We start from the raw sequence: 15,573 nt of genomic DNA on the forward strand, positions 1-15,573 counted from the left end.
CTGCAACGAGGCCAAAAATCAGCCCCTCCGGCGATTGAGGAGCGGGGTCCGGGGCGGAGCCCCGTGCAACGAGGCCGCAGACGGGCCACCACCCCACGGCCAAGCCCCGCACGGGACACCGCGAAGCCCCAGAGGGTTAGGAACGCAGCAGCGTGACCACCGCCGCGCCGCCGAGGCCGATGTTGTGGGCCAGGCCGACCCGCGCGCCGGGAACCTGGCGGGGCCCCGCCTCGCCCCGGAGCTGCCAGACCAGTTCCGCGGCCTGCGCCAGCCCCGTCGCGCCGAGCGGGTGCCCCTTGGAGATCAGCCCGCCGGAGGGGTTGACCACCCAGCGGCCGCCGTACGTGGTCGCCCCGCTCTCCACGAGCTTCCCGGAGGCTCCGTCCGCGCACATGCCCAGCGCCTCGTACGTGAGCAGTTCGTTGACCGAGAAGCAGTCGTGCAGCTCCACCACGTCGACGTCCTCGATGCCGAGCCCCGAGGCCTCGTAGACCTGCCGGGCCGCCGCGGCCGTCATCGGCTTGCCGACCACGTCGATGCACGAGCCCCCGAAGCTCTCCCCGGTGTCCGTGGTCATCGCCTGCGCGACGATCTCCACCGCCTTGTCGTGCAGCCCGTGCCGGACGACGAAGCGTTCCGAGACCACCAGCGCGGCCGCCGCCCCGTCCGAGGTCGGGGAGCACTGGAGCTTGGTCAGCGGGTCGTGGATCGGCTTGGCCGCAAGGATCTCCTCGACCGTGTAGACGTCCTGGAACTGCGCGTTCGGGTTGTTCGCGGAGTGCCGGTGGTTCTTGGCGCCGACCATCGCTAGCTGCGCGGCCGTGGTCCCGTACCGCTCCATGTGCTCGCGCGCCGCGTTCCCGAAGATCTGGGCGGTCGGCGGTGACATCTCGAAGCCGTGCGCGGCGGCCATGATCCCGTAGTGCCGGGCCACCGGGGAGGTCTTGAAGTCCCCGCCGTCCGCCCCGCCGCCCAGCGCTCCGCGCTTCATCTTCTCGAAGCCGAGCGCCAGCACGCAGTCGTTCAGCCCGCCCTCCACGAACTGCCGGGCCATCATCAGGGCCGTCGAGCCCGTCGCGCAGTTGTTGTTGACGTTGTAGACGGGCACCCCGGTCAGCCCGAGCTCGTACGCCGCCCGCTGCCCGGCGGTGGAGGCCTGGAAGCAGTAACCCACCGGCACCTGCTCGACGAGCCCGTAGTCCACGCCCGCGTCCGCCAGCGCCGCCGTCCCGGCCTCCTTCACCATGTCCCAGTACTGCCAGTCCCTCGACTCCGGCTTCTCGAACTTCGTCATGCCGACGCCCACGATGTACGACTTCATGTCCCTGCTGTCCCTTCAGTCCCTGGGAAGGCCGAGGATCCGCTCGGCGACGACATTGAGCTGGACCTGCGTGGTGCCCCCGGCGATGGTCAGGCAGCGGGACATGAGCATCCCGTGCACCGCCCGCTCCCCCGCCCCCTCGCACACCGCGCCCGCCGGGCCCAGCAGTTCGAGCGCGAGCTCGGCGGTCCGTTGCTGGTGGGGGGTCTGGACGAGCTTGCGCACGGAGGCGCCCGCGCCCGGCTCCAGCCCGGAGACCTGCTGGAGGGTGGTGCGCAGCCCGATGCAGGCCAGCGCGTGGGCCTCGGCGGCGAGGGCGCCGATCCGGGCCCGGTAGCCGCCTTCGAGGTCCGTGGAGCGGGCCAGCAGGGCTTCGAGGCCGGTGTCGAAGGTCATCTGGTCGGCCATGTGCACGCGCTCGTTGCCGAGGGTGTTGCGCGCGACCTTCCACCCGCCGTCGGCGGCGCCGACCAGCGCGTCCGCCGAGAGCCGGACGTCGTCGAAGTAGACCTCGTTGAAGAGGGCCTCGCCGGTGATCTCCTTGAGCGGCCGGATGTCGATCCCGGGGGCCCTCATGTCGACGATGAAGTAGCCGAGCCCCTTGTGCTTGGGCGCGTCCGGGTCGGTCCGGGCCAGCAGGATGCCGTAGTCGGCGCTGTGCGCGGAACTCGTCCACACCTTCTGCCCGTTGACGACCCAGCCGCCGTCCTCCGTCCGCTCCGCCTTCGTCCGCAGCGAGGCGAGGTCCGATCCCGCGCCCGGCTCGGAGAAGAGCTGGCACCAGGTGACGTCCCCGCGCAGCGTCGGCAGCAGGTGGCGCTCCTGCTGCTCGGGGGTCCCGTAGGCCAGCAGCGAGGGCACGACCCAGGTCGCGATGCCGAGGTCGGCGAGCCTGACCCCGGCGGCCACCAGCTCCTGCTGCACGACGAGCTGCTCGACGGGCCCGGCCCCGAGCCCGTACGGCGGCGGCAGGTACGGGGCCGCGTACCCGGTGGGGGCCAGGATGCGGCGGGCCGCGGCCGGGTCGAGGCCCTTGGCGTCCTCGATGGCGGTACGGGCCTTCGCGCGGTGCGTCTCGGCCTGCGCGGGCAGTTCCAGCTTCAGCTCGCGCCGCGCGCCGGCCGCCGCGAGCCGTACGGCCCGTACCCGGTGCCCGTCGCCGGGGCCGAGCAGCTGGCGTGCGACGAGGGCCCGGCGCAGGTAGATGTGGGCGTCGTGTTCCCAGGTGAAGCCGATGCCGCCGAGCACCTGGATGCAGTCCTTGGCGCAGGAGTAGGCGGCGTCCAGCGCGGTCCCGGCGGCGAGGGCGGCCACCAGGGAGCGCACCTCGGCCGGTTCCTCCGTGGCCTGGGCGGCGTCCCAGGCCAGGGCCCGAGCCTGCTCCAGGCGCACCAGCATGTCGGCGCACAGGTGCTTGATCCCCTGGAACTGTCCGATGGGGCGCCCGAACTGCTCGCGCACCTTCGCGTACTCGGCGGCCGTGTGCAGCGCCCAGGCCGCGGTGCCGCAGGCGTCGGCGGCGAAGAGCACGCAGGCGAGGTCCCGCACGAGGGCGGCGTCCAGTTCCAGCAGCCCGTCCGGCCCGGCGGTGACCCCGCGGGCCCGCACGTGGGCGGTGGGCCGGGTGGGATCGGCGCTGTCGTGCGTACGGATGTCCAGCGCGGCGGCGTCGACGGCGAACCAGCGGGTCCCGTGCGCGGTCTCGGCGGCGAGCAGCACGAGGTCGGCCTCGCCCGCGCCGAGCACGGGCGGCGCGGTGCCGTCGAGGAGGTATCCGCCCTCGACGGCCACGGCGGTCAGGTCCCCGGGCCCGAGCGCGACGGCCCCGACCCGCCCGCCGAGGGGTTCGGCCCCGGCCCGGTCCAGGAGTACGGAGGCGAGCGCGCTCGGCAGGTACGCCCCGGGCAGCGCCGCCCGGGCGGCCTCCTCCACGACGACGGCGAGGTCGAGGAGGGTGCCGCCGTCCAGGTGCGGTTCCAGCAGCCCGGAGGCGGCGAGCCCCTCCCAGTAGGCGGGCCGCGAGCCCGTCTGCGGCGGGGTGTCGAGGAGTTTGCGCACCTCCTCGGGAGGCACGGCCCGCGCGACCCAGCCGCGGACGGCCTCGGCCAACTCCCGCTGTTCCTGTGTGATTCCGATGCCCATGCGCGGCAGAGTAGAACACGTTCCATTCTGACGGAAGGTCAGAAATGAAACGTGTTCCTACTCCGTCACCGAGCGCGTGAGCCGTTGTCAGTGCCCGCTGACACGATGCCCGGACATCACGCGAGCAGGAGAGATCATGGGAACCTGGGACGTCGGCCCCTTCGACAACGACACCGCTGCGGACTTCTCCGGCAGCCTCGACGAGGCGCCCGAAGGCGAGCGGGAAACACTGATCCGCGCGGCCCTCGCCTGCGCGGCCGACACCCCCGGCTACCTCGACCAGGACATAGCGGCGGAGGCGATCGCCGCGGCGGCCCTGGTCGCCGCTCAGCGCCCCGGGGGAGAGCCCGTCACCACCCCCTACGGGCCGGACCTGCCCCTCCCCGAGCTTCCCGCCGACCTCCGCGGGCTGGCCGTCCGCGCCCTCGACCGGGTCGTGACCGAGCCGTCCGAGCTCATGGAGCTCTGGGAGGAGAGCGAGGAGAGCGGCCCTTGGCGAGCGGGCGTCTCCCAGCTGCGGAGCGTCCTCCTGTGACCGGCCCCGAGCTCGTGGCCCGCGTCCGGGTCGGCAGCGGACGGCCCCTGGAACGGCTGACGGCGCACCCCCGCCTCCCCCTGGTCGCCGGCCTGGACTCGGAACGTCCGGCGGTCCACGTCTGGGACTGCACGGACGGTGAACTGCACGAACTGGGCTCCGTCGGCGCCGGGTCGGACGCCTACGGCGACGCCGTCGGCTGGAGCCGGATCAAGCGGACGCCCCGAGCGGTGTGGCATCCGCACCGGCCCCTGCTCCTGGTGGCGGGTGAGGACGGGGTGACGCAGTGGGCTCCCGCCGGACGCTCCGAACCCGACCTGAAAGGCCTTCCGCCCACCACCCGATACCGGAACCTGGCGTTCAGCCCGGACGGCCGGACGCTGTGGGCCTCACCCTCCTCGTCGGGCGACGAGGACGGCGCGTGGGACCGCTCCGACGCCATCGACCTCGCCTCGGGCACCCTCTCCCCCGGCCCGCGCTGGGACACCGGCGTCGCGGAGCATCCCGGCGGCGGGCTGGTGGTGACGCTCGCCAGCGATCAGGGCGCGACGCTCGGCCTCTTCGCGCGGATCGACGACGGGACCGGGCCCGCCTCGATGCGGATGCAGCGCCGGGCACTGATCCTGGACGCCGACGGCTACGAGACGCCGGCCTTCAGCCCCGACGGACGCCATTTCGCGGTCCGGGGCCATGCGTACGGGAACTCGTTGGAGGTGTTCGAGTTCCCCTCCCTCCGCAGCGTCCTGGCGACGTCCCTCGGCACGCCCGACCAGCTGCGCAGCTGGTCGCGGCACAACATCGCGTTCGGAACCCGCCCCGGGGTCCTCTGGACGGGGACCCCCACCGGGACGCTCGTCGAGGTCGACGTCGACGTCGAGCCCCCGCGCCCGACCGAGCACGGCGTACTGGCCGGCTCCCCGGTGACCGCGCTGGCCGCCACGGCTGCGGGCGGGCTCGTCGTCGCGACCGGCGCGGGCGACCTCGCCCTCCTGGCCCTCCGCTCCGACGCCCCGCCGACGTGCGGCACGGCCGCCGACGATGCGGCGAGGGCCGCGGTCGCGGCGTTCCTGGCCTCCACGTCCGAGGTCACCGAAGACGGCGACCTGTACCCCCACCTCGCCCTGACCGACGGCTCCCGGGCCTGGGAGGCGGAGGACCTGGCGAGCGTGACCACCGCGACCGCGACGGACCCGACGTGGCTGCAGGTCCAGGCGGCCGTCAACCACGCGCACGGCCAGGACGAGTAGCCGCCCTTCCCCGGAGCCGCCACAGCCGTGGCCGCCCCGGGCCGGGTGTCGCCCGAGGCGCGCGTCAGAGACTGCGGACGAACTCCGCGAAGGCGGCCGTGCCGATGGTGAAGGCGGGGCCGTCGGGGACCTTGGAGTCCCGGACCGCGATCCGGCAGGGCTGCGCGGCGATCTCGACGCAGTCGCCGCCGGTGTCGCTGCTGTACGAGGACTTCTGCCAGGCGGCGGCGCCGAGGGGGGCGCACTCGACGCATTCGCCGCCGGTGTCGCCGCTGTAGGACGACTTACGCCAGCGCGCGCTCGTCAGGTGCTGGATGCTCTCCATAACGCTCCTCCATTACGCGGGCGATCCGTGCCGCCGATTCCTCCACGGAGAGGGCGGCGGCCTGCAGATGATCGTATCGGAGCGAACCCTCCCTGAGAGCCTGCGGATTGGCCGTCATATGGCCCTGGACGAAGTCCTCGGTGTAGACGAGGTCCGGGTCGTCGTCGAACCGCAGCAGATTGAACGAGCCCGGCAGTCCCGCGTGGGCGCCCGCCTCGTACGGCAGGATCTGCACCTGCACCCACTCCCGGCTCTGCAGGGACAGCAGATGGGCGAGCTGCTTGCGCATGACCGCGCGGCCGCCGATCTCCTGGTGCAGGACGGCCTCGCTGAGCACGACCCACGTCAGTGGCGGATTCTCGCGGTCGAGTACCCGCTGCCGGTCCATCCGCGCGGCCACCTTGGTGTCGAGCTCCTCCTTGTTCCACACCCCCAGCACCGCCCGGGCGTACTCCTCGGTCTGCAACAGCCCGTAGACCAACTGCGCCTGGTATGTGGACAGGTACGCCGCCTTGGCCTCCATCTGCGCGTACGGCTGGAACCACGTCGGCAGCTGGCTGCGCAGGACCAGGCCCACCAGGCGGGAGAACAGGCCACCCGTGCCCAGGGCCGCGTCGATGCGTTCCGAGAAGTCGCGGGTCGGCACCCGTTTCGTCGTCTCGACCTGCCCGATCAGGGAGCCCGTGCAGAAGACGATGGCCCCGAGCTGCGCCTGCTTCAGTCCGGCCTCCTCGCGGAGCCGGCGCAGTTCGAAGCCGTAGTAGTCCAGCGGCGAGGCGCTGGGATCGAGGTCGCGCATGCTGACCATGGGACGGTCACCCCCAAGCTGACACCGTGCGGCGTGCGGTTCGGTCATCGCCGAGCGTAGCCACGCGCTCACCGCCCCCACGCCCGTAAGTACACAACTGACCGCTTTCTTCCGGATGTTGACGCGACGGGTCGGAAACCGGTCGGGCGGCCGTCCCGCACCGGGGCAGCGGCCGCCGACCGGCCCCAGGGTGGACGACCGGCCCCCGCGGGGACCCGGCATGGCGTCCTACCGGGCGGTAGGGCAGCATGGGCGCCCGAGCACCGACCCCACCCCCACCGCCGGAGGAACCATGGCCACCCCCAAGCCGGAGACCCTCGCCGCCTTCGAGGCCGCCAAGGGGTTCATGCCCGTCCGCGAGGGGCTCGCCCTGTACGAGGCCGCCACCGCGGCCGGGGCGCTGGGGCTGCCGCTGCTGGAGGTCGGGACGTACTGCGGGCGCTCCACGATCCTGCTGGCGGACGCGGCCCGCGAGGCCGGGGTCGCGGCGATCACCGTCGACCACCACCGGGGCAGCGAGGAGCAGCAGCCGGGCTGGGAGTACCACGACCCGAGCGTGGTGGACCCGGAGGTGGGGCTGATGGACACCCTGCCGACCTTCCGCCGGACCCTGCACAAGGCCGGGCTGGAGGACCACGTGATCGCGATGGTCGGACGTTCCCCGCAGGTCGCGGCGGCCTGGGGCGGTCCCCTCGGCTTCGTGTTCATCGACGGCGGGCACACCGACGAGCACGCGAGCGGCGACTACGAGGGCTGGGCCCCGCACGTCGCCGAGGGCGGCACGCTGGTGATCCACGACGTGTTCCCGGACCCGGCCGACGGCGGCCAGGCCCCGTACCGGATCTACCTGCGCGCGCTGGCCTCCGGGGCCTTCGAGGAGGTCTCGGTGACGGACTCCCTGCGCGTGCTGCGCCGCACGGGCCCGGGCATCTGAGGCCGGCTTCCGCACTCGCCCTCGAACGGAGCAGCATCCGCTCTCCGGGCAGCTCGTCGGATTAGCATCGCGGCGTGCGCAACGACGACAGTCCCACGCCCCCGTCCCCCGAGTCCTCCTCGTCGGTCAGCCCGGACCGGCCCTGGTTCACCCGCCGCTCCACCCTGGTCGTCGCGGCTGCCGCGCTGGCACCGGCCGCCCTGGCCGGCTGGATGCTGACCCAGGCGCTGGCCGGGGCCGGGACCGGCTCCGGGCAGCCGCAGCCGAAGCCGCTGCCCGCCTCCCACACGGCCCACGGCGACGCGAAGCCCAACGCTGCCGCGACGGCGTCCGCGACCGCCACCCCGGGCGCGGAGGCGGGTACGACGCCCTCCCCGGCGGCTCCGGCTCCCGTCCCGGCCCCCGCCAAGGGCCCGCTGGCCGGCCGGACGGTCGTCATCGACCCCGGCCACAACACGGGCAACTTCCAGCACGGCACCGAGATCAACAAGAAGGTCGACATCGGCACGGGCCGCAAGGAGTGCGACACCACCGGTACGACCACCAACTCGGGCTACATGGAGGCCGAGTTCACCTTCGACGTCTCGCAGCGGATCAAGGCCGTGCTGGAGGCCCAGGGCGTCAAGGTGGTCCTCACCCACCGTGCGGACCGCCCCTTCGGCCCCTGCATCGACGAGCGGGCCCGGATCGGCAACGAGGCGAAGGCGGACGCCGTGGTCTCGGTGCACGCCGACGGCGTCTCGGCGGGCAACCGCGGTTTCCACGTCATCCTCCCGGCCAAGGTGAAGGGCGGCGGCGCGGACACCGCCAAGATCGTGGAGCCCTCCCGGCAGCTCGGCGAGCGGATCGTCGGGAACTTCGCCCGGACGACCGGTTCCTCGCCCGCCAACTACCTCGGCGGCGGGACCGGATTGGACGTCCGTGACGATCTGGGGGGACTGAACCTGTCCACCCAGCCCAAGGTCTTCGTGGAATGCGGCAACATGCGTGACGCCAAGGACGCGGCGCTGCTGACGAGTCCGGAATGGCGGCAGAAGGCCGCCCAGGGCATCGCCGACGGCATCGTCGGCTTCCTGGGCGGGTAGTCCACGGGCAGCCCCGCCGGGGCTGCTCGCCGCCCCGATCCTCTCGGCAGTGCGAGACGTCCGTACCATGGTGCCGCCCGCCCCGCTCCAGGCAAGAGCTGCGACCGCGGCACCACGAGACGACCGAGACCGAGAAGGACACCTAAGACGTGAACATCCGCTCCCTCACTCGAGGCGACGGCGTGGTGATTGGAGCAGCGGCGCTGCTGTTCATCGCCTCGTTCCTCGATTTCTACTCCACCACCGGAGGCGACCTCCCCAGCGCCTGGGACACCGACGCGTACCGTCTGGTGCTCCCCAGTGTCTTCCTCATCGGCTTCATCGCCACCGGCCTGCTGATCGCCGGACGCTTCCAGCCGGAGAACCGCAAGGTCCTGGGTCTGCCGCTGACGGCCTGGGGCACTGTCCTCGCCGTCTCGGCCGCCTGGTCCGCGCTGTGGGCGCTGATCACCTGCCCGAGCACCCTCGACCTGGGTGCCGGGGCGATCATCGCCTTCCTCGCCACCCTGGCGCTGGCGGGTGTCGCCCTCTTCGGCGCGAAGGTTCCCGCCCTGGCGGGGGCCCTGCTCCCGGCGCCGGCGCCGGCCGCCGTCCCGCCGTACGGCGGACAGCCGCTGCCCGGCTCCGGGTACGGCTACCCGGGCGGACAGCAGCAGCAGCCCTACGGGTCCACCCCGCAGCCGGTCCCGCCGTACGGCGGCACCCCGACTCCGGCTCCGGGCCCGCAGGACTCCGCGCAGCACGCCCCGGCCGCAGAGCCGGCCCCCTCGGCCGACTTCACGCCGTTCTGGTTCGCCGTTCCGGTGGCCCGTCCCCTGTTCGCCGAGGACGGTTCCCCCACCCCGATCGCCGAACTCGCCCCGGGTACCTGGTACCTGGCGGTGGAGCAGCGCGGCGCGGCCACGCTGATCGCCCAGACCCAGGACGGCCGCCGCGGCGTCCTGAACGACACCTCGGGCATCCAGCGCGGCTGAAACGGCCCCGCTCGGCCCAGGGCAACGGCCCCCCGCCCTTCCGGGCGGGGGGCCGTTGCCCTACAGTCCCCTGACGCACCGTCAGGTACTTGCGTCGGCTTCGCGGAGGGGACCGTACATGCGCCTCGGACTCGCACTCGGCTACTGGGGCCGCGGCCCCGACCCGGCCCACCTCGACCTCGCCGTCGAGGCCGAGAACCTCGGCTACCACTCGGTGTGGACCGCCGAGGCCTGGGGTTCGGACGCCTTCACCCCGCTGACCTGGATCGCCGCGCACACCTCCCGGATCCGCCTCGGCACGGCCATCGCGCAGATGGCCGCCCGCAGCCCCACCGCCACCGCCATGCACGCGCTCACCCTGGACCACCTCTCCGGCGGCCGGATGATGCTGGGCCTCGGCCTCTCGGGGCCGCAGGTGGTCGAGGGCTGGTACGGGCGCCCGTTCCCCGCCAGCCCGCTCACCGCGACCCGCGAGTACGTGGACGTGATCCGCCAGGTGCTGCGCCGGGAGGCGCCCGTCGCCCTCGACGGCCGCTTCCACCAGCACCCGTACCGCGGCGAGGACGGCACCGGCATCGGCAAACCGCTCAGGCCGATCACCCACCCGCTGCGCGCGGACCTGCCGGTCCTGCTGGGCGCGGAGGGCCCGAAGAACATCGCCCAGACCACCCGGATCGCCGACGGCTGGCTCCCCCTGTACTGGTCCCCGTCCCGCACCGACGTCTACCAGGCCTCGCTGGCCGACGTACCCGAAGGCTTCATGATCGCGCCGATGGCCCGGGCCAGGATCTGCGACGACGTCGCGGAGGGGCTCCTCCCGGTCAAGGCGATGCTCGGCTTCTACATCGGCGGCATGGGGCACGCGGCCCGCAACTTCCACGCCGACCTGATGGCCCGCATGGGGTACGAGGAGGAGGCGCGTCGCATCCAGGAGCTGTTCCTCGCCGGGCGCAGGGAGGAGGCGGTCCTGGCCGTCCCGGACGCCTTCGCCGACGAGATCTCGCTGATCGGCCCGCGGGAGCGGATCGCCGAGCGCCTGGAACTGTGGCGCAAGGGCCCGGTCACCGACCTGCTCCTGACCGCCCCGGACCCGCACACCCTGCGCGTCCTGGCGGAACTCAACAGCTAGGCCGTCTCTGCCGGGTCCGTCCCGGGGGCCTGCGGGACGGCCTCCAGCAGCTCGCGCACGTCCAGGGGCATGACGGCGATCTCCATGGCCGCGCCGTCCCCGTACGCGCAGGTGACGATCCGCGAGCCGGGGTTGATGGCGATGCCCTCCTTGACCGTGGGCACCCGCACCCCGGTGGCGCGCCCGCCGGGCAGCTCCACGGGCTCGCCGCGCTGCGGCACCCAGCGGGCGGTGCCCGCCTCGGCGTACACCCGTCCCGGCCGCCAGCGGCCCTCCCCGGCCGGGCTGCGGACCATGCAGGGGATCCCGGGCACGGGCCCGGTGGCCGCCCGCTGGAGGTGCTTGCGCCGCAGGAGCCACCCGGCCCCGGCGGCGGCGAGGACGGCCACCACGATCTCGATCACCCACCCATTGAAACAGGCCGCCCGCTGCGCGCGGCGGGGCCGGCGGCGGCCGGCGCCGAGGCCTTGCCCGGTGGGAGGAAGCAGGGCGACCTCACGCTGATCGAGGCGAGGCCCTCACCTTTGGCGCGGTCCACGACGCCCGTCACGGCGTCCATCCAGAAGTCGTCGGGCTCCGTACGCATGTAGACCGTCGGAAAGGGGCTGGACCAGTCGACCTCGCCCGAGGTGTTGCGCTTGTGGCCCTGCTTCAGCCAGGCGTCCCGTGCCTGTCGCACGAGGTTCTGGGCCTCGTTCCCCGGAACACCGGTCAGTCTGTAGGTGACGGTGACCGCCAGGCGGTCGTCGGGGCCGTGGTCGTCCCTGGCGATGCACGGGCCGACGGGCGCGGAGCCCATGCGTTCCGGTGTCGGCCCGGGGGACATGCCGTCCACCGCCTGGCGGATGATGTCCTCTGCCCGGTCCGTCGCCTGCTGCTCATTCATCGTGTCCTGCTGCGGTGCCCTTCCGCCGGTTTCCCGTCCGTCGCCCTTCGCCCCGCACGCGGTTCCCGCCGTCACGACGGCCAGCAGTGCGACGGCAGCGATCGTTCTGCGTGGATTCACGGCTGCCCTCCGGTGACGCTCACGCGCCGGCGGACACCGGAGCGCCGGCGGGCGTCGTCACGGCGACGCGCACCGCTCCGGTGGCCGAGGCCGCGACCTGTGCGAGCGTGTGCTCTCCGGGGTGGCCGGCGACGACGGCCGGGATGCCCTCGGGCGTCGGCACCTGGCGTACGTCCCAGCCCGCGTTCTGGAAGTACGCCTGTGCGCGCGCCACGGCCCGTGCCCTCTCGTCCTCCGGCAGCGGCTCCGTCGACCAGGTGTGGTGGACCGAGGTCCCCGACTCGTCCCGGACCGTGCTGAGGCCTTCCCCGGGCTGCCTGGACGCCGGCCCGGCCCGCAGGGCGTCGTAGATCCGGCTGGAGTGACCGAGGGCGCGCTGCCGGGCGGGATCGTCGGCCTGCGGGCCCTGTGGCGCGGCGGGGCCGGCCGCGGTCGACGCCGAGGCCTTGCCCGGCGGGAGGAAGCAGGGCGACCTCACCTTGAGGGTGGCGATGCCCTCGCCCTTGGCGCGGTCCAGGACCCCGGTGATGCCTTCCATCCAGAAGTCGTCGGGCTCCGTGCGCATGCTGACCCACGGGTAAGGGCCGGACATGTCCTTCTCGTCCGACGAGTTGTACTTGTAGCCCTGCTTCAGCCAGGCGTCCCGCGCCTGGAGCACGAGGTTCTTGGCCTCGGTCCCCGGAACACCGGTGAGCTTGTAGAAGAGGGTGACCTGCAGTCGGTCGTCGGGGCCGTGGTCGTCCCTGGCGATGCAGGGGCCGACGGTCTCGGGGCCCGTACGCTCCAGCGTCGGCTCGGCCGACATGCCGTCCACCGCCTGGCGGATGATCTCCTCTGCCCGGTCGACCGCTTGCTGCTCGTTCATCGTGACCCCCTTCGCCGCTTCTCCGTTGTCTTCCTGTGCCCCGCACGCGGTCACCACGGCCGTCAGGGCCAGCAGTGCAGCAGCTGGGAACGCCTTCCGCGGATTCACGGCCGTCCTCCGGTGACGATGCCCGCCAGGCTTCTGAGGGGCTTTTCGTCCCAGTACTGGGAATGCGCGGGCATCATCTCCCCGTGCACGACCGCCAGCTTCCCGTTGGGGACCTCGAAGACCTCGCCGCCGAAGTCGTCTGAGGTCGGGTCGGTTCCGTGGACGATCGAGTGGTCGTCGAAGAACTCCATGTACGCCTTCGGGTTGAGGGGGGCCAGGGGGCCCGCCGGGGGCGGGGCGAGGTTGATGAGGTCGTTCTGGGCCGTGGCCGCGAAGACGCGGTCCGCCGGGATGTTCAGGTCCTTCGCGTGATCCACGCCCACACCCGGGCTGCCCACCATGATCGCGTTGTCGACCGGCAGGTCCATGTGCATGCTCATCGACTGGCCCACCACCAGGGACCCGTAGCTGTGCCCCAGGAGCGTCTGGTTCACGCCGCCGTCGCGGTGATTGGCTTCCTCGATCCCCTGGATGAAGTCACCGAGCGGCTCCTTGGCCTTGTCGGCCCACCCGGTCTCCGTCGCATCGGTCGTGATGCCCTGCGGGGCGTCGTAGCCGAGCCACACGATCGAGGCCGTCTTCCGGGAGCCGTCGGTGGCTTCCGCCTGCGCCTGGAGGAGCTGGGCCCGGGTGATGTCCCCGTCGATGGACTCCAGCTTGGCGAACGTCCCGGGCACGTACGTCACCACGTTGTCGGCGGTGTCCGGATTCCCGATGGAGACGATGGCGCGCCCCATGTTGTCGCCGTCGAATCCGAGCAGGTAGGGGCGGGTGTTCTCGCTCGTGTAGCTGTCGAAGCGTCTCTGTATGGCGTCCATGCCCTTGGAGCCGTTCTCCAGCTGCTTCCTCTTCTCGTCCCACTCCTTCCACGCCTCGGTCGGAACCATCGCGCCCTTCACCTCGCGACCCGTGACGGGGCTGATGTAGGGCCTGTAGTGATCCGGTTCCTTCTTGAGCCAGGCGTCGTACTCCACCTGCCGGGCGGCGCGCTGTTCCGCGAGCACGGTGCGGTTCGCGTCGTCGCGTACGGCGGAGGGAAGGCCGTCGAGCCCTCCGATGCTCGCGGGGTGCATGGAGACGTAGGCCTCGCGCTGCTCCTCGGAGAGGCCGTTCCACCAGTTGGCGTTGTCCTGGGGCCAGTTGTTCTCGGGCGGCGGCTTGATCGTGCGGAGGTAGCCATCGGCCGCCTCGCGCACGCCCCCCGTGTCCGAGGTGACGTCCGTCCAGTCCCGGGCGGACACGGTCAGGTCGTCATCGGCCTTGAGCGCCTGTATCTTCGGCGCCCACTTCGCGTCCGCGTCCGTGGCTTCCTTGAGGGCGTCGGCGATCCGGTTCGCGTACCCCATCGCCTTGCCGTAGTTCGGGTTCGGGTGGATGTTGGACGCCTGGCGCTCCAGGGCGTCGGAGGTCGGGCTGCCTCCGGCGCTCCCGCTCACCGTGCCGCCCTCGGCGGCCTTCTCGTCGCCCGGCCTCTGCCCCTCCGGGAACGTGACCGAGCCGTCCCCGTTGACCCTGCAGCCGTCCGCCTGGGCGTCCTCGACCGCCGCGGTCAGCTTCTGCTTCGCGGCCGTCATGTCGTAGGCGAACCCGTCGAGGGCCGTGCTGATCACGCCGCATTCGGTCAGGGCGTAGTGGAAGTTCTTCGCAAGGGCCTGGAGCTGCTTGTGCGAGGCCTCCGCCGCCTCGCCCTGCAGTGACGTGCGCATGCCGGTGGCGACGGTGTTCTCGATGTGGTCCTTGGCCGCCTGGGCCGCGTTGCCCAGGGAGCGGTATCCGTCGGCGGCTTCCTCGAACTCGGAGGGCTTGAAGGCCTTGAGCGTGGCGTAGTCCATGCCGCCGTCACCGACCCTGTGCCTGGCCGCCGACGGCGTCCGTGTCCGCGTACTTGGCGTTCAGCTTGTGCATCTCGGCGTTGACGGCCTCATCGGTCGTCAGCACGTCGCGGCCCACCTGGTGCAGGATGCCCTGGAGCGAGCCGCACCGCTCGCTGACGCCTTCGGCGTACTTCTTCCAGGAGTCGTACACGTCCTTCTGAGCGGCCGCGCTCAGACAGCCCGCGGTCGCGCCGAGCCCCGCCTGGCCGTCCTCCAGCTTGGTCAGCGCGCTGCCGACGCTCTGGCGCAGGGAACCCACCCCGTCGCCCGCCGTGGCCCACGCCTTCTTGCTCGACTTCAGGCCGCCCGTCACGGCGCTGGGCGCGGCGCCGGCCTCGGCCGGGACCTGGTTGAGCCGCATCACGGGCTGCCGATCCGTCGCACCGGCTTTGATCTGTTCCCACTCGTCCCACGCCACGCGTAGCCCCCGTTTGACCTGCTGATCACTCCAGCCACGAAGCTACAGCGGCGAACGGGGCGCCCCATGAGTACCCGTACTCATGCGCATGAGTACTCGTCCCGCTCGGACGATGCGGGACGAGTACGTTCAGGTGAAGGGAAAGCGGCGTCCTAGCCGCCCAGTTGGGAGACGCTCGGCACCTGGTCCGTGACCGGTGCGCCCGCGCTCTTGCCCGCTTCCTTCACCCCGTTGATGATCTTGTCGAAGGCGTCGATGTCGGCGTCGCCCGCCTGCCCCTTGCGCAGCTTGCTGCCGAGGCCCTTGAGGGACTCGATGCCCGCCGTCAGCGGGGCGACCGCCTTCGACAGCAGCGGGTCGCCCTTGGCGTTCTCGGTGGCGGCCTTCAGCCGGTTGTACGCGAAGGCGCCCGCGAGACCGGCCTTGATGAGGGCGAACGTACGGCCCTTGGCGCCCTTCTTGAACTTGCCCGCACGGTACGGCTTGATGATCCACTGGTACGTCGCACCGGCCGCGAGACCGGCGTTGGCGACGAAGCGGGTCTTGGCGAACTTCTGCTTCTCGGCGGAGGTGCTCGGCGAAGGCGTCACCGCGGCCAGTTCGTCGGCCTCGGCGGCCACGGGCTCGGCGGCCGCGAGGGCGGCCAGCTCCCCCATCGAGGCGGAGGAGAGCTCCTCCGCGTGGCTCCTGGTGCCGCCGCCGTCGCTGCCGCATGCGGTGGCACCGGCCATCAGCGCGGTGGACAGGACCACCGCCGTCAGGGCGCGGCGGAATCGGACGGTCATGGGAAGGGACACGGTTT

Annotated in this window: 16 protein-coding genes; 6 read left to right on the forward strand and 10 right to left on the reverse strand. The window is 72.4% G+C overall.

The annotated features are described in order from the left end of the window. Positions 1–136: 136 nt before the first annotated feature. Positions 137–1,321 carry a lipid-transfer protein gene (locus IO30_RS0131930; RefSeq protein WP_031148816.1) on the reverse strand — a complete coding sequence of 395 codons (1,185 nt, stop codon included), beginning with the start codon at positions 1,319–1,321 and terminating at the stop codon, positions 137–139. A 15-nt stretch (positions 1,322–1,336) separates the two neighbouring features. After that, on the reverse strand, positions 1,337–3,463 hold the full coding sequence (locus tag IO30_RS0131935) for an acyl-CoA dehydrogenase family protein (RefSeq protein WP_031148818.1): 2,127 nt from the start codon (positions 3,461–3,463) through the stop codon (positions 1,337–1,339). Between the two features lie 136 nt (positions 3,464–3,599). Between IO30_RS0131935 and IO30_RS0131940 the strand changes: the two genes are divergently transcribed. After that, the gene (locus IO30_RS0131940) at positions 3,600–3,998 is read left to right on the forward strand and encodes a DUF4259 domain-containing protein (protein ID WP_031148820.1); all 399 of its coding nucleotides are present in this window, start codon (positions 3,600–3,602) and stop codon (positions 3,996–3,998) included. After that, on the forward strand, positions 3,995–5,245 hold the full coding sequence (locus IO30_RS0131945; protein ID WP_237403465.1) for a WD40 repeat domain-containing protein: 1,251 nt from the start codon (positions 3,995–3,997) through the stop codon (positions 5,243–5,245). Before IO30_RS0131940 ends, IO30_RS0131945 begins: the two co-directional genes overlap by 4 nt. Positions 5,246–5,309: 64 nt before the next feature. Here the strand turns inward: IO30_RS0131945 and IO30_RS0131950 are convergent, their stop codons facing one another. Together IO30_RS0131950 and IO30_RS0131955 are read right to left on the reverse strand one after the other, a co-directional pair. Continuing rightward, positions 5,310–5,570, reverse strand: coding sequence for a DUF397 domain-containing protein (locus IO30_RS0131950; protein WP_031148824.1), 261 nt, complete (start codon positions 5,568–5,570; stop codon positions 5,310–5,312). Continuing rightward, complete coding sequence (locus IO30_RS0131955) at positions 5,530–6,378, reverse strand: helix-turn-helix domain-containing protein (RefSeq protein WP_031148826.1); 849 nt, start codon at positions 6,376–6,378, stop codon at positions 5,530–5,532. The genes IO30_RS0131950 and IO30_RS0131955 overlap by 41 nt, the downstream gene beginning before the upstream one ends. Before the next feature lie 292 nt (positions 6,379–6,670). Here IO30_RS0131955 and IO30_RS0131960 point away from each other — a divergent pair, with 292 nt between their 5' ends. From IO30_RS0131960 to IO30_RS0131975, 4 genes are all read left to right on the forward strand, one after another. Further along, positions 6,671–7,312, forward strand: a complete 642-nt coding sequence (locus IO30_RS0131960; RefSeq protein ID WP_031148828.1) for a class I SAM-dependent methyltransferase — start codon at positions 6,671–6,673, stop codon at positions 7,310–7,312. Positions 7,313–7,386: 74 nt separating this feature from the next. Next, complete coding sequence (locus IO30_RS0131965) at positions 7,387–8,397, forward strand: N-acetylmuramoyl-L-alanine amidase (RefSeq protein ID WP_031148830.1); 1,011 nt, start codon at positions 7,387–7,389, stop codon at positions 8,395–8,397. Between the two features lie 149 nt (positions 8,398–8,546). Next, the gene (locus tag IO30_RS0131970) at positions 8,547–9,371 is read left to right on the forward strand and encodes a hypothetical protein (protein WP_031148832.1); all 825 of its coding nucleotides are present in this window, start codon (positions 8,547–8,549) and stop codon (positions 9,369–9,371) included. A 118-nt stretch (positions 9,372–9,489) separates the two neighbouring features. Continuing rightward, positions 9,490–10,500 carry an LLM class F420-dependent oxidoreductase gene (locus IO30_RS0131975; RefSeq protein ID WP_031148834.1) on the forward strand — a complete coding sequence of 337 codons (1,011 nt, stop codon included), beginning with the start codon at positions 9,490–9,492 and terminating at the stop codon, positions 10,498–10,500. Here IO30_RS0131975 and IO30_RS0131980 read toward each other — a convergent pair. From IO30_RS0131980 to IO30_RS0132005, 6 genes are all read right to left on the reverse strand, one after another. Beyond that, a complete protein-coding gene (locus IO30_RS0131980) occupies positions 10,497–10,904 on the reverse strand; it encodes a hypothetical protein (protein ID WP_031148836.1) in 408 nt (135 codons plus the stop codon). The two genes, IO30_RS0131975 and IO30_RS0131980, sit on opposite strands and share 4 nt — an antisense overlap. Then, the gene (locus IO30_RS0131985; protein WP_157853411.1) at positions 10,901–11,506 is read right to left on the reverse strand and encodes a hypothetical protein; all 606 of its coding nucleotides are present in this window, start codon (positions 11,504–11,506) and stop codon (positions 10,901–10,903) included. Before IO30_RS0131985 ends, IO30_RS0131980 begins: the two co-directional genes overlap by 4 nt. A 19-nt stretch (positions 11,507–11,525) precedes the next feature. Continuing rightward, on the reverse strand, positions 11,526–12,371 hold the full coding sequence (locus IO30_RS0131990) for a hypothetical protein (protein ID WP_234321902.1): 846 nt from the start codon (positions 12,369–12,371) through the stop codon (positions 11,526–11,528). Between the two features lie 104 nt (positions 12,372–12,475). Continuing rightward, positions 12,476–14,311 (reverse strand): alpha/beta hydrolase, encoded by a 1,836-nt coding sequence (locus IO30_RS0131995; RefSeq protein WP_031148842.1) that lies wholly within the window; start codon positions 14,309–14,311, stop codon positions 12,476–12,478. Between the two features lie 7 nt (positions 14,312–14,318). Then, positions 14,319–14,771, reverse strand: a complete 453-nt coding sequence (locus tag IO30_RS0132000) for a hypothetical protein (RefSeq protein WP_031148844.1) — start codon at positions 14,769–14,771, stop codon at positions 14,319–14,321. A 152-nt stretch (positions 14,772–14,923) separates the two neighbouring features. Beyond that, positions 14,924–15,556, reverse strand: coding sequence for a hypothetical protein (locus IO30_RS0132005; protein WP_031148846.1), 633 nt, complete (start codon positions 15,554–15,556; stop codon positions 14,924–14,926). Between the last annotated feature and the right edge of the window lie 17 nt (positions 15,557–15,573).

This window comes from Streptomyces xanthophaeus, from assembly GCF_000725805.1.
Taxonomy (GTDB): domain Bacteria; phylum Actinomycetota; class Actinomycetes; order Streptomycetales; family Streptomycetaceae; genus Streptomyces; species Streptomyces xanthophaeus.